Origin of the sequence: Gloeotrichia echinulata CP02, assembly GCA_038087035.1 — a bacterium.
In the GTDB taxonomy this organism is placed as follows: Bacteria; Cyanobacteriota; Cyanobacteriia; order Cyanobacteriales; family Nostocaceae; genus Gloeotrichia; species Gloeotrichia echinulata.
Genome location: CP051187.1, coordinates 2,565,841 through 2,585,137 on the forward strand (window position 1 = coordinate 2,565,841; position 19,297 = coordinate 2,585,137).

Sequence of the window (19,297 nt, forward strand, 5' to 3'; positions counted from 1 at the left end):
TAGGACTTACGCATTGACAAAAAACACAAAATATGGGCTGCCAAAAAACCGGAGATGTCGTAGGGGTTTAGCATTGCTAAACCCTTACAACGCGGGTCTGTTTACCATCAAAGTAATATTTGTTAAAAAACAGAAAATCAGATGTTCTGCTAGTTCAACGTAGTAGGATTGTTAAAGTGAATCAGTGAGTCGCCATCGCTTGTTGATCGACGCCCTAAAATTAGAACAAAAGACGAGTCCTAAAAACAGCACACTCCATGCGTATTTCTCTCAATTGGCTGCGTGAACTAGTAGAAATTACATTAAACCCAGAAGAACTAGCCGAAACCCTGACAATGGCTGGGTTTGAAGTCGAAGAAATTGAAGATCGCCGCACTTGGGCAAATGGCGTAGTGGTGGGGAAAGTGCTTGAACGTCAACCCCACCCCAATGCTGATAAATTAAGTGTTTGCCAAGTCGATATCGGTGGATCACAGACTTTAAATATTGTCTGTGGTGCGGCTAACGTCCGGGCAGATATTTATGTAGCAGTGGCTACTACAGGTACTTACCTACCGCAGATTGATTTGAAGATTAAACCCGCGAAATTACGCGGCGTCCCTTCTGCGGGGATGATTTGTTCTTTAAAGGAACTCGGTTTACCCACCGATGTCGATGGGATTCATATTTTTACTCAAGAAAATCTCCCATTGGGTAGTGATGTGCGTCCCCTGTTGGGTCTAAATGATGTAATTTTAGACCTGACTGCTACCGCCAATCGCGCTGATGCATTGAGTATGGTAGGTATAGCGCGGGAAGTCGCAGCCTTGACAAATGCTAAGTTGAGCATTCCCGCACCACCGGAGGTGACGATTCCCAACGCTACGGGAAATTTAAGTTTAAAAATCGCCGATACTCAAGTTTGTCCTGCCTATATTGGTACGGTAATTGAACAAGTAAAAATTGCTCCATCACCTGAATGGTTACAACAACGGTTGCGCTCTGCAGGAGTGCGTCCCATAAATAATGTCGTGGACATTACTAACTACGTTTTGTTGGAATGGGGACAGCCACTACACGCCTTTGACCGCGATCGCTTAAAATCTGTTGGTGGGAGTGAAAATTTAACTATCGGTGTCCGGTTTGCCAATGCTGGGGAAACCCTCAAAACCCTAGATGGACAAACTCGCACCCTCTGGTCCCCAAATTTGTTAATCACCGCTAACGAGAAACCCGTAGCACTGGCGGGAGTTATGGGTGGAGAAGAAACTGAAGTTCATCAAGGAACTCAAAGCCTAGTTTTAGAAGCAGCCTTATTTGATTCCGTGGCTATTCGCCGTTCTTCCCGGAGTGTGGGATTAAGAAGTGAGTCCTCTGGGAGATACGAACGGGGCGTGAATCGGGCTGAGTTAGAAATCGCCGCCCGTCGCGCCTTGTCTCTGATTAACGAATTGGCACATGGCGTCATTGTCCAACAAGAAATAGGCGACACTCGCCCCGATCCTGCTACCTGGAGTCGTTCCATTTCTCTGCGCTTAGACAGAGTGAATCAAGTCCTCGGACCAATCGATTTGGGAGAGGACACCGGAGAACTACAAGGACGAGACATTGAACGCATTTTAACTGCATTAGGATGTCAGCTAACTTCTACTGGCGTTGGTAAATGGACAGTTTCCGTCCCACCCTATCGTTACCGCGACTTAGAACGGGAAATTGACCTGATTGAAGAAATTGCCCGTCTCTATGGCTACGACAATTTTTGTGATACATTACCACAAAAAGCCGAAGCTGGCTATCTGCCTCTAGACCAAGAATTAATTCGCAAATTGCGTGCTTCCCTGCGGGCGGAAGGATTAACAGAATTAATCAACTACTCCTTAGTTAAACCAGGGGAAGATAGACAGATATTGCTGTCAAATCCCTTATTTGGGGAATATTCTGCCCTGCGAACCGATTTGCTATCTGGTTTGATTGACGCTTTTCAATATAATTTAGAGCAGGGAAACGGTTCACTCAACGGCTTTGAAATTGGGCGCATATTCTGGGAAGAAGAAGAAGGGTTACAAGAAACAGATGTCATCGCTGGAATTATCGGTGGTGATACCCGCGTGAATAAATGGTCTACAAGCGGACGCGAACAACCCCTGACTTGGTTTGAAGCCAAAGGCATTTTAGACAGCGTATTCCACAATCTGCGGCTACAAGTAGAATATCAACCCGATTGCCGCGACGAACGCCTACATCCCGGACGCACTGCTTCCCTGTGGACGAGGGGTAACAGACTCGGTATCTTTGGACAACTCCATCCCCAACAGCGTCTAGACAAAGGTTTACCCGAATCAGTTTATCTGTTCCAATTGGATGCTAATGTACTTTTAGATGCTCTAGATCAAGATGAAGTTGTCATACCAGTATTCCATCCTTATTCCACCTATCCAGCGGCTGATCGCGATCTCGCCTTTTTCGCACCCGTGAAAGTCTCAGTGGTCGAAATTGAAAAAGCAATTACCAAAGCAGGTAAAGGTTTGTTGGAATCAGTGGGATTGTTTGATGAATATCGCGGTGAAAATGTCCCAAGCGGACAACGTAGTTTAGCATTTCGCCTAGTCTATCGAGTGAGCGATCGCACCCTCACCGATGCAGAAGTTGAACCAGTACACAATAAAGTCCGCGAAGCTTTGGTGGAGAAATTCGGTGTCAGTTTGAGAAGTTAGGAGTTAGGAGTTAGGAGTTAGGAGTTGGGAGTAATGAGTAATGAGTAATGAGTGAGGAGTAATGAGTAATGAGTAATGAGTAATGAGTAATGAGTAATGAGTAATGAGTAATGAGTGAGGAGTGAGGAGTGAGGAGTAATGAGTGAGGAGTGAGGAGTTGGGAGTTGGGAGTCGAAAATATTCTTCAAATTTTTTACTCACAACTCAGAACTCAGCACTCATTCTGGAATTTTTGAATTTTTAATTATTGAACTATGACAAAATACATCCTCTGGGGAAGTTACTGCGAAGACGTTTTAACAAAACGCGAACCTTACCGTCAAGCCCATTTAGACGGATTAGCAAAACAGAAAGAATCTGGTGTGTTGATTACTATTGGACCTACCAAAGATGTGACGAAAGTTTTTGGCATTTATGAAGCCGAAGATGAAGCCACTGTCCGCGAATTGATTGAAGCTGACCCATATTGGAAAAATGGGATTTGGACTGAATATTTTGTGAAAGAGTGGATTCAAGCTTTTTAACAAAAGTCAAGAGATCCTTGTAGGGGCGCAAGGCCTTGCGCCCCAAAAGCCTGGTCTATTTCGTATTTGTAGGGGCGCAAGGCCTTGCGCCCCAAAAGCCTGGTCTATTTCGCGACTGTAATAAATCGAAACTTAATGCTAATTATTGACCTTTCAAAGCCTTTTGAAAGTTGCGACGATAGGATTTATTAGTAATCCACAAAGCAGGCCATAACAAGGATAAACCAATACGATTGGGTAAAGTTTGACTAAAATTAGTCCGCTCAAACCCATTCCAAAACTTCCAAGCGCCGTACCCGTAAGCTGCGATTAACGCGAAAATAATTAATTTAACCATTCCTATTGACTCCGTTAGTAACTGACAGAATTTGTTTTGAGTATTCCTACACCATTTAGGCACATCATCACCAAAACCGAGAAGCTGGGACTAAATTCCTCAAACTTCGGCATCTGAGTTACTTGGTGATACATTATCTCATTCCAGTGTAGATGAGGCTTGCACATCATCGCTAGTTACTAGTTAACGAATAGAAATTTTGTAGGGTGCGTCAGCGAAACACGCAACTGATGCGCTTTGATTTGAATTTTTTCGGTCTGACGCACCCGTAGGGGTTTAGCAGTGCTAAACCCCCACCGCTAAACCCGCAAAGCGCGGATCTATAGCGGTTCTCGGTTGAGTCCAATACACTCGTAAGGGCACGGCAGTGCCGTGCCCCTACACGCGACAATATAATTTTGTATTGCATTCAATTGAGAACCGCTATATTTACCGTCAAAGAATGGTGCGTGACGCCACAAGTCTTGTGACTACGTACAATATTTATCGCTGCGTCACGCACCCTACGATTATTATTGTGCCAGTTGCGTAAGTCTCTCGTAGGGGTTTAGCATTGCTAAACCCCTACCGCTAAACCCGCAAAGCGCGGATCTATTTACCGTCGAAGCAATGATTAATCAAAGCCTGAAATGACCTATTCTGGTCAAATCATACCATGATTCATTCAATTTTGTAAGGGGGGTAGGGGGGTTAGGTTTCGCGTTGGTTTTTCCACATAACGCAAAAAGTCAGCTTCATTTTTCCCTGCCAATACCGTCGCACAAGTGCCTGTCACTCTCGCTGACATCAGGATTATTTTTTAAAGGATTATAAGTTAAATAATCGCGTACCACATCACAACTGCGCCTCATTAAAGAGTCGAAATCCATATCCCAGAGTTTAATAGTTCCGTCCCCTGAAGCGGTAGCGATGGTTTTGCCGTCGGGGCTGAAACTCACACTCGTGACATCATCCTGATGCCCCTTAAATTCCTGGAGCAGTTGCCCCTGCAAGTTCCACAACCGCGCTGTTTTGTCCCATGATGCGGTAGCGATGGTTTTGCCGTCACGGCTGAAACTCACACCCCAGACTTCACCCTGATGCCCCTTAAATTCCTGGAGCAGTTGCCCCTGCAAGTTCCACAACCGCGCTGTCCCGTCCGTTGATGCGGTAGCGATGGTTTTGCCGTCGGGGCTGAAACTCACACCCCAGACTTCACCCTGATGCCCCTTAAATTCCTGGAGCAGTTGCCCCTGCAAGTTCCACAACCGCGCTGTATTGTCATATGATGCGGTAGCGATGGTTTTGCCGTCGGGGCTGAAACTCACACTCGTGACCCAACCCTGATGCCCCTTAAATTCCTGGAGCAGTTGCCCTTGCAAGTTCCACAACCGCGCTGTCCCGTCCGATGATGCGGTAGCGATGGTTTTGCCGTCCGGGCTGAAACTCACACTCGTGACCCAACCCTGATGCCCCTTAAATTCCTGGAGCAGTTGCCCTTGCAAGTTCCACAACCGCGCTGTATTGTCTAAGGATGCGGTAGCGATGGTTTTGCCGTCCGGGCTGAAACTCACACTCGTGACCCAACCCTGATGCCCCTTAAATTCCTGGAGCAGTTGCCCTTGCAAGTTCCACAACCGCGCTGTATTGTCTAAGGATGCGGTAGCGATGGTTTTGCCGTCCGGGCTGAAACTCACACTTGAGACATAACCCTGATGCCCCTTAAATTCATGGAGCCGTTGCCCCTGCAAGTTCCACAACCGCGCTGTATTGTCATTTGATGCGGTAGCGATGGTTTTGCCGTCGGGGCTGAAACTCACACTAAAGACACGATCCTGATGCCCCTTAAATTCCTGGAGCAGTTGCCCTTGCAAGTTCCACAACCGCGCTGTATTGTCATTTGATGCGGTAGCGATGGTTTTGCCGTCGGGGCTGAAACTCACACTAAAGACATAACCCTGATGCCCTTCTAAGCGGTTGCGTTCTTTTCCCTGAGTAAGAACTGTCTGCAAAGCATTTAATTGCTGTGGGTTAGTTGTGTTGTGTTTCCCGAAGATTTTCCCTGCTTTAATTGCTGTGACAAAAGCCTCCAATTCTTTATGTTCATTAAATAATAATAAAGAATATCTAGCAAGAGATTCGGCTCCATTGAGTTCCGATTGCTTTGTCTGATTCCATGCAGTCAAAGCCAACCCACCGCTAATCATCACCGCCACCAACGAACCCGCAGCAATTCCCCAGGCGGTTCTAATTTCGCGTTTCCTGCTGGCTACTTCGACTTGTTGGAGGCGATTTCCTTCTTGGATACTCTGCTCAATAAATTCTTGCTCATCAATTAAGTCTTCTGGGCGTTCCTTGAGTTGTTCTTCTGCTTCCGCCAAAGCCGCACCCCGCAACAATGAACCAGAATCTTGCTTCGTTGCTTCCCATTGTCCCTTGGCTGAACGCAGTCGCTCTTGCCAAGCTGACTCTTCCGGCTTTTCTTGTTTCAATAACTCCTGCGCTAACTTAATAATTTCCGTATCTTTATCAACTCCTAAATTGATTAACTCTTCTTTAAGCAATGCTTTAAACGCTTCTGAATCCAGCTTTTTCTCATGTTTATCTACAATATCGCTGTCATCTTCTTTACCCTGTTCAGCAAACTTTTTTTTAATCAAGGTTTTCAACCCCTGATAGGCATTTTTAACTGCTGTTTGTGCGGTCTCTTTAGTAGCAGCGATCGCGCCTGCACCCAATGCAGCAAGAATCAGAGAGATAGGTTCCATCGTTAATCCTCTGAAATGTGTATAGAACATTTATATCGGATATTGAGAAAATATTTGCAAAAAGTTCTACTCTCGGATTTCTCACCAGATTTTTCTGACCGTTGCTTTCTCTATGTCCCGAATTCGTAGGGGCGGGTGAGCGCGATATCCTCGTTAATAATTGATGATCCTTATGAACCTGACCCTATTTGTGAGAAATGCAGGTACTCAGGGACGTGGGGTGACTCTAAATAATTTATTGTGTGATAAGTAGGTAGGCACAATTAAGCGGAACGTAGGGGCGCAAGGGGAACGTAGGGGCGCAAGGCCTTGCGCCCCTACCACGTGGTCTATTTACCAGAAAATCCCTGTAAGTAGCTTTAGGTAGTAGGCAAAGCTACACTTTGACGCACAGTACGCTTGCGGTTGCTTTTGCGAGTACCTCCAGCCATCTGATACTCATGGCTATCGTGACCAAACTTATAAGCAATACCACGCAAGATTTTCTCAGAATAATCTGCTAAATCTTGTTCTTGTTCGATAATCTGGGTTAATAAGATATCGATACTAGAAAGGTTGCTATTGTACGTTTCCAGTATTTTACGCAGGGTTTCTATTTTATCAGTATATTCTGTAACTGTCAATCCTTCTCCGATATCTAGAGTTTGACTGATAGATTTAACGCTTGCTAGACGAATCTGAGCTTTATCGAGAGTACGTGAACTGCGTTTTGGTCTTGGCATAATTAATACTCATTCTCCACATTTTGGATAACTCTATAGTGGACAATGGTTTAAACAGTTGTCATACGTAAAATTGTTGATTTTTGTTAAAAAACCTAAAATTTGAATAACAGGAAACAGGGAACAGGCAATATAGCGGTTCTCAGTTGAATGCAACACAAAATTATATTGTCGCGTGTAGGGGCACGGCACTGCCGTGCCCTTACGAGTGTATTGGACTCAACCGAGAACCGCTATATACACAAAATTATATTGTCGCGTGTAGGGGCACGGCACTGCCGTGCCCTTACGAGTGTATTAAACTCAACCGAGAACCGCTATATACACAAAATTATATTGTCGCGTGTAGGGGCACGGCACTGCCGTGCCCTTACAAGTGTATTGGACTCAACCGAGAACCGCTATATACACAAAATTATATTGTCGCGTGTAGGGGCACGGCACTGCCGTGCCCTTACAAGTGTATTGGACTCAACCGAGAACCGCTATATACACAAAATTATATTGTCGCGTGTAGGGGCACGGCACTGCCGTGCCCTTACGAGTGTATTGGACTCAACCAAGAACCGCTATATACACAAAATTATATTGTCGCGTGTAGGGGCACGGCACTGCCGTGCCCTTACGAGTGTATTGGACTCAACCAAGAACCGCTATATACAGTTTCTTGATCACATAAGGTTTCCCGTAAGGGCACGGCAATGCCGTGCCCCTACCAACGTATTTGTATCATACTTAAAGTGAAATGGTATAACGCGGAGCTTACAGCAGTTTTCAGGTAAATAGACCACGCGGTAGGGGCGCAAGGCCTTGCGCCCCTACGAGGATCTGTGGTTCAAATCAATGAAAATCGCTGTAAATAATAAGTGCGTAAAATATAAAAACGTCTTGGCAGAAGCTGCTACAGACTGCGCGGAACATAAAAACGTCTTGGCGGAAGCTGCTACAGACTGCGCGGAACACGGAAACGTCTTGACGGAAGCTGCTACAGGGAAGGCGGAAGCTGCTACAGACTGCGCGGAACACGGAAACGTCTTGACGGAAGCTGCTACAGGGAAGGCGGAAGCTGCTACAGACTGCGCGGAACACGGAAACGTCTTGACGGAAGCTGCTACAGGGAAGCCGGAAGCTGCTACAGGGAAGACTTGATATTACACGCTGAATTTTTTCTGAATTTATTAATCTAAATAGTAATCTATCTCACTTGGCGCACTATCGTGTAAGAAGAACACAAAGTATCTTGCGGGTCTTGATGCAGCAAATGCTGCAAACAGCTAAGGAGGAATTATGCGTGCAGTACTAATGGCTGGCGGTTCGGGAACGCGGCTTCGCCCGTTAACTTGCGATTTGCCCAAACCTATGGTACCCATTCTCAATCGCCCAATTGCCGAACACATTATTAATCTCCTCAAACGACATCAAATTACGGAAGTAATTGCGACATTGCATTATTTACCTGATGTCTTGCGAGACTATTTTCAAGATGGTGACGATTTTGGTGTCCAGATGACCTACGCGGTGGAGGAAGACCAACCCCTGGGGACGGCGGGTTGTGTAAAAAATATTGCCGAACTTTTAGATGAAACTTTTTTAGTGATTAGCGGCGATAGTGTCACGGATTTTGACCTGACTGCAGCCATTGAATTTCACAAACAAAAAAAGTCCAAAGCTACTTTAATTTTAACCAGAGTCCCCAATCCTATTGAATTTGGGGTGGTGATTACCGATGAACAAGGTCGAATTCGGCGATTTTTAGAAAAACCTTCTACTAGTGAAATTTTTTCTGATACCGTCAATACTGGTACTTACATTCTCGAACCGGAAGTTTTACAATACCTACCAGAACACACAGAATGCGATTTTTCTAAGGACTTATTCCCGTTATTGCTGCAACAAGATGAGCCAATGTATGGCTATATTGCCCAAGGTTACTGGTGCGATGTGGGTCACTTGGATGCATATCGTCAAGCTCAGTATGATGCCCTATATCGTCAGGTAAACCTCGATGTTGCTTACAATGAAGTTTCTCCTGGTTTATGGCGGGGACAAAACACTTATATTGACCCAACAGCGATGATTGAAACCCCAGCAGTGATTGGCAATAATTGCCGCATCGGGGCTAGAGTCCAAATTGAGGCAGGTACCGTCATTGGAGATAATGTTACCATTGCTGGTGATGCTAATCTCAAGCGTCCGATTGTTTGGAATGGGGCAATTATTGGCGAAGAAGCCCATTTATCTGCTTGTGTAATTTCTCGTGGCACCCGTGTAGACCGCCGCGCTCATGTGTTGGAAGCGGCTGTAGTTGGTTCGCTTTCTACGGTGGGTGAAGAAGCCAAAATTAGCCCTGGTGTGCGGGTTTGGCCTAGTAAAAAGATTGAGTCTGGTGCGATTTTAAACATTAACTTGATTTGGGGGAATACCGCCCAACGGAATCTATTTGGACAGCGTGGGGTGCAAGGTTTAGCTAATATTGACATCACCCCAGAATTTGCGGTGAAGTTGGGTGCTGCTTACGGTTCTACTTTAAAACCAGGTTCTCAAGTGTCAGTTTCCCGTGACCAGCGGAATATCTCGCGCATGGTGACGCGATCGCTGATTGCTGGTCTGATGTCGGTGGGGGTTGATATTCAAAACCTCGATGCTACGGCGATTCCTATGGCGCGGACGGTTATTCCCAAAATGGGGATAACTGGCGGTATTCATGTGCGGGTACACCCAGACCGTGCTGATTACATCCTGATTGAATTTATGGACGCCAAAGGGATTAATATTTCTAAAGGGCAGGAAAAGAAAATTGAGGGGGCTTATTTTAAGGAAGATATGCGGCGATCGCAAATTCATGAAATTGGTGATGTCGCCTACCCCAGTCAAGTTAGTGACATTTATTGCAAGGCGTTTGAGAAGCTATTGCACGTTGACACCCTGCGTAACAGTCGGGCAAAAATCGTCATAGACTATGTTTATGCGGTGTCTGGGGCTGTATTACCCCAAATGTTACATAAATTTGGGGCGGATGCAGTGGTGCTAAACGCCAGTTTGAATAAAACGGCGATGTCTACTACTGACCGCGAAACATTGCTGACTCAACTTGGTCATGTAGTCGAGGCGTTAAAGGCTAATTTTGGTGTGCAAGTATCGGCAAATGGGGAACAACTTATTTTAGTCGATGAATCTGGTATTCCCATTCGGGGGGAAACCCTCACCGCCCTGATGGTAGACATGATCTTAATGTCTAACCCCAGAGGGGCTGTAGTGGTGCCAGTTCATGCTTCTAGTGCGGTGGAACAAGTCGCCCGTCGCCATGATGGGAAGGTAATTCGCACCAAAGCCAATCCCACAGCCTTGATGGAGGCTTCCCAAAAATACCCAAATGTGGTATTGGCAGGTAGTGGGGAGACTGGTTTTATTTTCCCACAACTGCATCCGGGATTTGATTCGATGTTTTGCATCGCCAAGCTCATTGAAATGTTAACAATACAAGAGCGATCGCTTGCGGCTGTGCGCTCAGAATTACCCCGTGTGGTTCACAAAAATTATACAGTCCGCTGTCCCTGGAGTGTTAAGGGGGCGCTGATGCGTCATTTGGTGGAAACTAACCCCGCGCAAAATCTAGAATTAATCGATGGGGTGAAAATTCGTCAGCCCTACGATGACAGTTGGCTACTAGTTTTACCCGATGCTAGTGAACCGGTAGTGCATTTGTATGCTAATAGCAATGAGCGCGATTGGGTCGATGAGACTTTAAGACATTACCGTAAGCGCGTGCAGATATTTGTGGAGAAGGAACAGGAACAACAGCCGGCTGAGGTGTAAGCGAACTCTATCTATGGCTTGCGGGGGCGCAAGGCCTTGGGGGGCGCAAGGCCTTGCGCCCCTACGGAGAATCATCCTGACATGGCGGATAAAATGCAATACAGTTCAGTTAGGCTCGAATGATATACACTGTAGGGGCACGGCATCCAAAATTTTTTCTTCTAATTGACAATTTTATTCGTGCCGTGCCCCTACGACAATTTTCCTTAACTGAACCGTATTGGGATAAAATGGGTGTCAATCGGTTATTGTGGTGCAATGAGCTTCGGGGGCGCAACGTTCATCACGTAGCTATGTCAGTGGATTGGCGGATTGAAAAATTTGTTCAGCAGTCAGAGCCAAGTCTGGAAAAGTTAGGGATTCGATGCGATCGCCATTTCGGAATTGCTTAACAAGGTATTCCCCTTCAACTAACGAGTAAATCGAGATAGTTGGTTGTTTAGGATTACCAATGAATTTTCTACCACCACTAGCAGCATAATCTACAATCCAGTATTCTGGGATGCCAATAGCCTCGTACTGACCAAGTTTGGTAAAGTAATCATCACGCCAGTTCGTGCTGACAACTTCTATAACTAATGGGATTGATGACGGTTGACTAACTGTTGATTTATTTCTCCACTTTGGCTCATTGACTAAGTTGGGGCGATTCAACAACAGTATGTCAGGTAAGAAAGTAGATTCACTTTCAGTTGATTGAACAAACCCCATTTTAGGAATCAAATAGGGTTTTGAAATCCGGGCGCACTCCTGCAAAATTTGCTGGATTAAGAATGCGATAAGTAATTCATGATCACCTGTTGGTGGTGGTATTTGTTTGATAAATCGATTATGCAGTTCGTAACGCAACTGTGTTGAATTAGCAGGATACCAGTCTAGAAACTGGTCAACAGAAATCGTCATTGGTAGCGATTGAATCATTTATCTACCTCCAAAAAGTCAATGAAAAACTCCATCCACTCTTGGGTGGAGTTTTAGAGCATCGAGCATGGGGAAGAGTAACCAATGCCCTATGTATGCCCTATGCCCCTCCTCGGCGGCTTCTCTCCCTCTCCACCCACTCTTGGGTGCAGTTTCCCGCGAACGGGTTTTGTTAATTTGAAAGATGAATATCTAAAAATTATAAATCAGTTTGACGGAAGCTTCAATCCCGCGAACGGGTTTCATTAATTTGAAAGTCTTCGGCTTTTGAAAAGACTCTGCGGCACTATGGAATGTTTCAATCCCGCGAACGGGTTTCATTAATTTGAAAGTATAATCCCGTTATAGGGATTCAATAAAAATATGGAGTTTCAATCCCGCGAACGGGTTTCATTAATTTGAAAGCAGAAACTATTTATCAGCCACAGCCAAAGCCATGCTGTTTCAATCCCGCGAACGGGTTTCATTAATTTGAAAGTTGCTATCAGCAGAATATTCGATGATAAAAAAGTGTTTCAATCCCGCGAACGGGTTTCATTAATTTGAAAGTCCTATTTAGGGATTGCTTCAATGAATTAAGGAACTGTTTCAATCCCGCGAACGGGTTTCATTAATTTGAAAGAACAATGCGGGTGTATGGCTGGTTGTAATTGGGGATGTTTCAATCCCGCGAACGGGTTTCATTAATTTGAAAGCGATGAAGCTGATGAAATTGTTGAATTACAGCCTGTAGGTTTCAATCCCGCGAACGGGTTTCATTAATTTGAAAGTTGAAAGTGCATCCGCCCGTTATCCCTCATAATCACATTCTTGTTTCAATCCCGCGAACGGGTTTCATTAATTTGAAAGTTGGTTTTGGGATGCTTGTCGCCCTTACCTAGTACGTTTCAATCCCGCGAACGGGTTTCATTAATTTGAAAGTTCCCATTAATGTTATCCCAAATACCTGATAGCGGTTTCAATCCCGCGAACGGGTTTCATTAATTTGAAAGGCCATAAGCAACCAGTCCACCGGCTGAATCAAAATAGTTTCAATCCCGCGAACGGGTTTCATTAATTTGAAAGTCCGCCAGCCAGAAGCTAGTTATAGACCAAGTTTTAGAAGCAATTTTGGCGGGACTAATTTAAAAAGCCATTTCAGCCTTTGTCAAGAGCCAACCAAAAAACATTCATGACGCCGAAAGTATTGAATTGTCAAGGTTCTGGCGATTTGGCGGGAGGTTATGGGTTTTCGCCCGCGCTTTCCCCTGCCAAAAACTGGCTTACCGAAAGTATAAGCTCATACTTCATTATTTTACGTTGCCACTTTACAAAAGTTATCCAAAATCCAATATAGTTCAGTTAACTGAACCCTGTTGAAAATTGTTCGAGCCAAGGGATTTAAGGCGTTTGTTCTATCAAAGTCTTAACCCTCATCAGCAGATAGCAAGACAATTGCATACAACTTTTGGCTAACCCGAAAGTCAGCAGTAGCAATTAACTGATCAATCAATGGTTTAATAGCTGGAATTAACCCTTGTTTTTTGGCTTGTAGCAAGACTCCCAACAGACCCGTTACATTTAGTCCATAACTTGTAGCGACTGCTCGTCCTCGGCGTTCGTCCATTAATAGCAAGTCAGCTTTCAGTTCTTTGGATAAAATAATTGCTTCGGCTTCTCCTAAGTCAATATTGTCCTGTTTTTCCTGAATTTCTGTAACTTCTTGAGAATTAACAACAGCTATCGTCTGAATCCAAGATAGCTGTTGTACTTCTACTGCGCCAGGGACAACTTTATCTACACCGACCATCTCGTTATAAACGGCTTGGGGAATGATAACGCGACTATACAACTGACGCAGTAAATCTAACTGACCAATCGCTGCCAAGTTTGTGATCGGTGATGTGTCGCTAACTATAATCACAACAAGCCCATTGATTGCAGTGTCCGCACATCGGATTGGAAGTCTTCTACATCATAGTTGATGTGTAAACCGCGTTTAGCCAGTTCATGCTGGAATTCAAGTACTGTGATTCCTGTCCAGGCTCGAACTTTGCCACTGCTAATTTTACCTTGCTCATAAAGCAAGATGCCAATTTCTAATTTCAGTTCATCCTCAGTCATGTTTGATGCTCGGAGGATGTCATCGGGAATTATGACGCTCATACGAGAAAACTCCAATTCATAGTTTATTCTAATTCTTTTCTCCTAGTACCGTGACTAGAAGGACGGGGTTTTAAACCCAAATTTTCGATAATCCTGATTTTACCTTGCCACTTTACAAAAGTTATCCAAAATCCCCGACAAAAAAATGATTGATATCAAATTTTGACTACAACATTTCCGAAACTTGTATTAGGCTAGGTGTCATAGAAATACAGATAACCGCATGAAGCTTTTTTTACAGCCTCTTTTCTCTCAGATGAACCCAGGCGTCGAGAATTGTCCTTTGGGGTGTAAGTCTGAATGTATTGTCACTCAAAAGGCTCCTGACCTGCAAGCACCACCTGGATGTGCTTGTCCTCTATCATCGCACCAAGCCCAGACCTATGGTGAAATTATACATGGGGATGCAGATATTATTTGCAATCAAGCCGCAACTGGTGACGGTAAGACCCTAGGTGCAAATTTACCAGCATTGATTAATCCTGAGTTTCGGATTATGGGGTTATATCCCACAATCGAACTGGTGGAAGACCAAGCGGAACAGCAAAACAAATATCATACGCTGTTTGGATTGGATGCTGCTCAACGGGTAGACCGTTTATTTGGTGCGGAATTAAGCAGAAGAGTGAAGCAAGCAAATAAGAGTAATAAATTTCAAGAATTACTGCTAGCGATTCAACAAAAGCCGATTTTGCTGACCAACCCTGATATTTTCCATTATATTACTCACTATCAATATCGCGACCCTGCTTATGGTAGCGATCAACTACCGTTAGTATTAGCAGAATGGCCTGATTTGTGGGTCCTTGATGAATTTCATATTTTTGGTAGTCATCAAGAAACTGCAGCTTTAAATAGTTTAGCTTTTATTCGTCGTAGCCAAGAAAATCAAACTCGTCCCCGGCGGTTTTTATTTACTTCCGCAACGCCAAAACCCGATTTTATCGAACAATTACGCAAAGCAAACTTTAAAGTTGCTGCGGTTGAGGGTGTTTATACAAATGAAGAAACTCCGGGTTTTCGCCAAATTCTGCAAGCTGTGGAATTAGAGTTTGTGGAATTAGCCAAAGATGCAGACACCCTGACATGGTTAAAACAAAACATTTCTACCATTGAGCAAATTTTAAATAAAGAGTCAAAAGCCAGAGGATTAATTATTGTTAATTCGGTAGCGAAAGCTGGTCAAGTGACTCGGTTACTAGATAAGTTATTACCAGGGGTAAAAGTTAGAGAAATTAGCGGACGCATCGACAGACAACAAAGATTGCAAGTTCAAAGCGACTTGAAAGATGCTAAACAGCCAGTGTTAGTTGTGGGTACTTCTGCAGTTGATGTTGGTGTAGACTTTAAAATTCATCTGTTAATCTTTGAAAGCAGCGACTCCGCAACAGTAACCCAGCGTTTGGGAAGATTGGGGAGACATCCGGGCTTTAATACCTACACAGCATTTATTTTGATTCCTGGTCATACACCTTGGGTGATGGCTAGACTACAAGAAAAAATTGGTTTTCAAGAAACAGTAACACGGGATATTTTAGCGTTGGCGATCGCCTGTGCTTTTGATCCACCCAAAGAATTTGAAAACTATCGCCAGCGTTGGGGTGCATTACAAGCACAGGGAATGTTTTGGCGGATGACCCAAGAGAACAGAAAAGTTAGTGAAATCGTGCGCCAAAGCATGACAGAAGATTTGCAGCGCTTATATTCCCAAGATTTTAAGTCAGCACATAAACAGTGGTTTGCAATGCAAAATAATCCCGTTGGTAAAGCCACTCAAAAAGAACTATTAAGCTTCCGAGGTGGTTCAACATTACAAGCTGCAGTTTGGGATAGCAATAATTTTTATGCTTACGACTTACTCCGATTATTACCCTATGCGCGAGTAGAAATCATTGACAGCGAGACATTTTTAAATGCAGCTAATAACTCAGGACGAGGCGAAGAAGAATTTCCCGATGATTTTATTCAAGTTTATCTTCGTATCCAAGAATGGACTGATAACAGAATTGATAACCTTAGTTTCCATACCAATCGCCTGAGTAGCGAATTAGCAATTGGCGAACTGTGTTTAATCGATAAATTAAGCTTAATTGGACATCCTCAATCTGATGTCATTAAATGTTTACAACAAAAACAACTACTAACCTTTCTAGTACCAGTCAACAAAAACAAACAAAATAGCCATTGGGAAGTAAGTCGCACCCTAAATCTTAGTCCATTATTTGGTTTATATCGCCTAGTTGATGCTAGCGAACAAACTTACGCCTGTGCATTTAATCAAGATGCACTACTTCTCGAATCTTTAAAATGGCGCTTAAAAAAATTCACCAACACCCGCTTTCAATCCTCCATATTTTAACCCAAACTCAGCGTACCTCCGCGTTAAAAATCGCTCCTCATCTTATTATGTCTACCCTCCTCCAAACCCTCCTCATCGAAACCATCTCAAAAGATACGGTTCTTGGGTACTTAGCGTGCTAAAATGTTAAGATATTTTTTAATAATGTTTAATAAAATAAATTATGAAACGAATAATGACTCAACTCCTAAATTTGCCTGAAGTATTAGTAGAATCAAGCCTACAAGAGGGTCAAGTCCTAATTCTATCAGTAGGTAAAAAAGCGAAAAGTGCATCGTGCCCACACTGTGGTCAAAACTCAAGACATTTACATCAAAATCAAAAATGTTTAGTGAAAGATTTACCGATGGGGGATTTTGAAGTAATACTGAATGTCAATAGACGAAGATTCAAGTGTAAAAAATGCCGAAAAACATTTAATGAAAAGCTAGATTTTCTAGGAGCAAGAAAGAGGTATACATACCGATATGCGGAATATATTATCAAACAAGTGATTAATAGTAATGTAAGTAATGTGGCAAGAAATAATGGACTAACTAATGAATAAGTCATATCAATGCTTGAAGATGTAGCTAAAAATGTGATGCCAATAGATGTCAAAGATTTAAGAAGATTAGGAATAGATGAAATTAGTTTGGTCAAAGGACAAGGAAAATTTATTGTCGTGCTAGTAGATATAGATTCAGGTAAATTGATAGGTTTAGTAAAAGAAAGAAAACAAATTGAAATCAAAAAAACCATGAGAATGTGGGGAGAAAAAGTTTTGTCACAAATAGAAGAAGTAAGTATTGATATGACAGGCAATTATAAATCTTTAATTGAGAAGATTTGTCCAAACGCCCTTGTAACGGTAGATAGGTTCCATGTTACTAAATTAGTACATGAAGAATTAAATCGAGCTAGGATAGCAGAAAAGAAAATAGCATCTGAGTTAAATGCCCCGGAAAGAAAAAAAGTATTTGAAAGTTTAAAAGGAAATAAATTTACAATTCTAAAAGCCGAGAATAAGCTCACCGAAAAGCAAAAAGATAAATTAAATAGAATTAAACAAGCTTCTCCTTTAATAGCTAGAATGCATTCATTAAAAGAAGATTTTCACAATTTATTTGAAGACAATAAAAATGTGGTAACGGGAACGCTAGAATTAATCAATTGGTTAAAAAAAGCTGAACCATATTATCAAAGAAGTGTGCAGACAATTAAACGGTGGTTTGGAGAAATAGTCGGATATTTTGAACGAAGGACTACCAGTGGAGTAGTAGAAGGAATAAATAATAAACTGAAGTTAATAAAGCGAAGTGGATTTGGATTTAGAAACTTTCGTAATTTTGAGATTAGAGCTTTACTTTCTTGGCATTATCCTATCAATTTAGCACGCTAAGTACGCAAGAGCCGTTTTTGCAAGCATGGGAACGCAAAATGACCGATGAGTTTAAGCATCCCACCTTTGGCTATCGTTGCAGCTATCGTCGTGCCATTGAATTGCAAGCACGTTTATTAAGTCGTCATTTACAAGAAGACGTTCCCTATAAACCGTTACATAAATCCTACTCAAACCTAGTCAACACCTATCAAAGCTATTCAACTGAGTTTGAGTTTCGTTTATTTCCTGCTACCCTTCGGGAACGCTAAGAGCGAACATTCTGGCAACGTCGGCGTTAACCAGTCCACAGGCTAAAACTGTCTAACTGACAGCTTGACTCAAATTGATTGCTGCGTTTAAATCTCGGTCAATTGTGAAACCGCAGTTACCACACTCAAACACTCTTTCTGATAGCGAGAGCGTTTCTTTTTTGGTTCCGCAGTTAGAGCAGGTTTTGGAACTAGGAAACCATCTATCAACTACAACCAAATTAGAACCATACAGTTTGCACTTGTATGTTAATTGACGGCGAAACTCGAAGAATCCCATATCAGTAATTGCCTTAGCTAGTTTGTGGTTAGCCAACATTCCAGACACATTAAGGTCTTCAATCACTACTGTGCCGTGGTTCTTGGCTAGTAGTGTCGTGAGCTTGTGTAATGTATCTTTTCGGATGTTGGCTATCTTTCTATGCAGTCTAGCAATCTTTATCTGTGCTTTTTTCCAGTTAGCTGAACCGATGACTTTATGACGATTCAACCATTGCATTCTTGACAGCTTGGCTTCATATTTCTTGTAGGATTTGGCTCCTAAAAAAACTTCACCAGTCGAGAGTATAGCCAGTGCCTTAACACCAAGGTCAACGCCGACAATACTCTTGTTGCCTAAATCCTGTTGTTCTACATCAAATCTGAAACTGATAAACCATCTGTCGGCTTGACGAGATATTGTACAAGATTTAGTTAATACTTGTGGTAATCGTTCATAAGTTTTGAGAACACCAATAATAGGTACTTGAATCTTGTTATTGTCTAAAATTTTGACTGTGCCTTCTAATGTGAAAGAATCACGTTTACCTTTCTTTTTAAACTTGGGTACTCCAGCCTGATGGTCAAAACAGCGTTTCCAGGATTCTCGCAAAGCCATCAATGCTTGCTGTGGAGTAGATTTTGAGCATTCGTAGTACCATTCGTTTTCAGATTTCACCAATGCCACTAACCATTTGTGCAAGTCAATAGCAGTAGGAAATTTAATCTTAGAACCGGGATTTTCTTTGTTGTGGTCAAGAATTTGCTTTGTTAAAGCAAGTCCCCAATTCCAAGCATGACGAGCTACTCCACAATGTTTAGCGAATGCTATGCGTTGCTGATTATTCAGTTTCAATTCAGTTTTGAATCCGAGTAGCACGGTAACTCCTTAATCCATTCTCTAAATGCTTGTGACATATTCCAACCTTGCTTATCTGCGTAAGCTTGAAGTTTATTTATTTCTTCTTGACTGAGTAAAGCTTTAAACCATTTATCGCGTTTAGGCATAACTTTTTTGACTCTATGGGTCTATCTTACCCAAGAAATACCCATATATCAAGTAGTATTAACCGTACTAAAGCCGTACAAATATTAAAAAGCTCCCCAAAATTGAGTAGTTATGAAGAGAGGTGATAAGGAATT

The 19,297-nt window shown here is 42.9% G+C and carries 17 protein-coding genes and 1 CRISPR repeat array; of the genes, 8 read left to right on the forward strand and 9 right to left on the reverse strand.

Annotation, left to right across the window (positions count from 1 at the left end; all coding sequences use genetic code 11):
- Window positions 1-257 precede the first annotated feature (257 nt).
- Window positions 258-2,693, forward strand: coding sequence for a phenylalanine--tRNA ligase subunit beta (gene pheT / locus HEQ19_11260; GenBank protein ID WYM00015.1), 2,436 nt, complete (start codon window positions 258-260; stop codon window positions 2,691-2,693).
- A gap of 3 nt (window positions 2,694-2,696) precedes the next feature.
- Here pheT and HEQ19_11265 read toward each other — a convergent pair whose 3' ends face one another.
- The gene (locus tag HEQ19_11265) at window positions 2,697-2,894 is read right to left on the reverse strand and encodes a hypothetical protein (protein ID WYM00016.1); all 198 of its coding nucleotides are present in this window, start codon (window positions 2,892-2,894) and stop codon (window positions 2,697-2,699) included.
- A 53-nt stretch (window positions 2,895-2,947) separates the two neighbouring features.
- Here HEQ19_11265 and HEQ19_11270 point away from each other — a divergent pair, with 53 nt between their 5' ends.
- Window positions 2,948-3,217, forward strand: coding sequence for a YciI family protein (locus HEQ19_11270; GenBank protein WYM00017.1), 270 nt, complete (start codon window positions 2,948-2,950; stop codon window positions 3,215-3,217).
- A gap of 142 nt (window positions 3,218-3,359) precedes the next feature.
- Here the strand turns inward: HEQ19_11270 and HEQ19_11275 are convergent, their stop codons facing one another.
- The 3 genes from HEQ19_11275 to HEQ19_11285 all read right to left on the reverse strand — a co-directional run bounded on the left by HEQ19_11275 (window position 3,360) and on the right by HEQ19_11285 (window position 7,023).
- Window positions 3,360-3,554, reverse strand: a complete 195-nt coding sequence (locus tag HEQ19_11275; protein WYM00018.1) for a hypothetical protein — start codon at window positions 3,552-3,554, stop codon at window positions 3,360-3,362.
- A 734-nt stretch (window positions 3,555-4,288) separates the two neighbouring features.
- Window positions 4,289-6,301: a hypothetical protein gene (locus HEQ19_11280; GenBank protein ID WZI67181.1), complete on the reverse strand. Its 2,013-nt coding sequence runs from the start codon at window positions 6,299-6,301 to the stop codon at window positions 4,289-4,291.
- A gap of 359 nt (window positions 6,302-6,660) precedes the next feature.
- On the reverse strand, window positions 6,661-7,023 hold the full coding sequence (locus HEQ19_11285) for a hypothetical protein (GenBank protein ID WYM00019.1): 363 nt from the start codon (window positions 7,021-7,023) through the stop codon (window positions 6,661-6,663).
- Window positions 7,024-7,866: 843 nt separating this feature from the next.
- Between HEQ19_11285 and HEQ19_11290 the strand changes: the two genes are divergently transcribed.
- Window positions 7,867-8,172 carry a hypothetical protein gene (locus tag HEQ19_11290; protein WYM00020.1) on the forward strand — a complete coding sequence of 102 codons (306 nt, stop codon included), beginning with the start codon at window positions 7,867-7,869 and terminating at the stop codon, window positions 8,170-8,172.
- Between the two features lie 138 nt (window positions 8,173-8,310).
- Window positions 8,311-10,839, forward strand: coding sequence for a mannose-1-phosphate guanyltransferase (locus HEQ19_11295; GenBank protein WYM00021.1), 2,529 nt, complete (start codon window positions 8,311-8,313; stop codon window positions 10,837-10,839).
- A gap of 291 nt (window positions 10,840-11,130) precedes the next feature.
- On the opposite strand, the gene HEQ19_11300 is transcribed toward HEQ19_11295, so the two are convergent.
- The 3 genes from HEQ19_11300 to HEQ19_11310 all read right to left on the reverse strand — a co-directional run bounded on the left by HEQ19_11300 (window position 11,131) and on the right by HEQ19_11310 (window position 13,905).
- Window positions 11,131-11,760, reverse strand: coding sequence for a Uma2 family endonuclease (locus HEQ19_11300; GenBank protein ID WYM00022.1), 630 nt, complete (start codon window positions 11,758-11,760; stop codon window positions 11,131-11,133).
- A gap of 147 nt (window positions 11,761-11,907) precedes the next feature.
- A CRISPR array of direct repeats spans window positions 11,908-12,825; the repeat unit is 37 nt; unit sequence GTTTCAATCCCGCGAACGGGTTTCATTAATTTGAAAG.
- A 340-nt stretch (window positions 12,826-13,165) separates the two neighbouring features.
- Complete coding sequence (locus HEQ19_11305; protein ID WYM00023.1) at window positions 13,166-13,663, reverse strand: DUF3368 domain-containing protein; 498 nt, start codon at window positions 13,661-13,663, stop codon at window positions 13,166-13,168.
- Window positions 13,660-13,905 carry a UPF0175 family protein gene (locus tag HEQ19_11310; GenBank protein WYM00024.1) on the reverse strand — a complete coding sequence of 82 codons (246 nt, stop codon included), beginning with the start codon at window positions 13,903-13,905 and terminating at the stop codon, window positions 13,660-13,662. Before HEQ19_11310 ends, HEQ19_11305 begins: the two co-directional genes overlap by 4 nt.
- Window positions 13,906-14,128: 223 nt before the next feature.
- Here HEQ19_11310 and cas3 point away from each other — a divergent pair, with 223 nt between their 5' ends.
- The 4 genes from cas3 to HEQ19_30895 all read left to right on the forward strand — a co-directional run bounded on the left by cas3 (window position 14,129) and on the right by HEQ19_30895 (window position 17,896).
- Window positions 14,129-16,264 (forward strand): type I-D CRISPR-associated helicase Cas3', encoded by a 2,136-nt coding sequence (gene cas3 / locus HEQ19_11315; GenBank protein ID WYM00025.1) that lies wholly within the window; start codon window positions 14,129-14,131, stop codon window positions 16,262-16,264.
- Window positions 16,265-16,439: 175 nt separating this feature from the next.
- Window positions 16,440-16,811 (forward strand): transposase family protein, encoded by a 372-nt coding sequence (locus HEQ19_30890; protein WZI67182.1) that lies wholly within the window; start codon window positions 16,440-16,442, stop codon window positions 16,809-16,811.
- A gap of 9 nt (window positions 16,812-16,820) precedes the next feature.
- The gene (locus HEQ19_11320) at window positions 16,821-17,645 is read left to right on the forward strand and encodes an ISL3 family transposase (protein WZI67183.1); all 825 of its coding nucleotides are present in this window, start codon (window positions 16,821-16,823) and stop codon (window positions 17,643-17,645) included.
- 17 nt (window positions 17,646-17,662) lie between these two features.
- On the forward strand, window positions 17,663-17,896 hold the full coding sequence (locus tag HEQ19_30895) for a hypothetical protein (GenBank protein WZI67184.1): 234 nt from the start codon (window positions 17,663-17,665) through the stop codon (window positions 17,894-17,896).
- Between the two features lie 52 nt (window positions 17,897-17,948).
- Here HEQ19_30895 and HEQ19_11330 read toward each other — a convergent pair whose 3' ends face one another.
- Both HEQ19_11330 and HEQ19_11335 read right to left on the reverse strand, forming a co-directional pair.
- Window positions 17,949-19,034: an RNA-guided endonuclease TnpB family protein gene (locus HEQ19_11330; GenBank protein WYM00026.1), complete on the reverse strand. Its 1,086-nt coding sequence runs from the start codon at window positions 19,032-19,034 to the stop codon at window positions 17,949-17,951.
- Entirely contained in the window at window positions 19,007-19,162 is a 156-nt protein-coding gene (locus HEQ19_11335) for a hypothetical protein (protein ID WYL98106.1), read from the reverse strand. Before HEQ19_11335 ends, HEQ19_11330 begins: the two co-directional genes overlap by 28 nt.
- Window positions 19,163-19,297 lie beyond the last annotated feature (135 nt).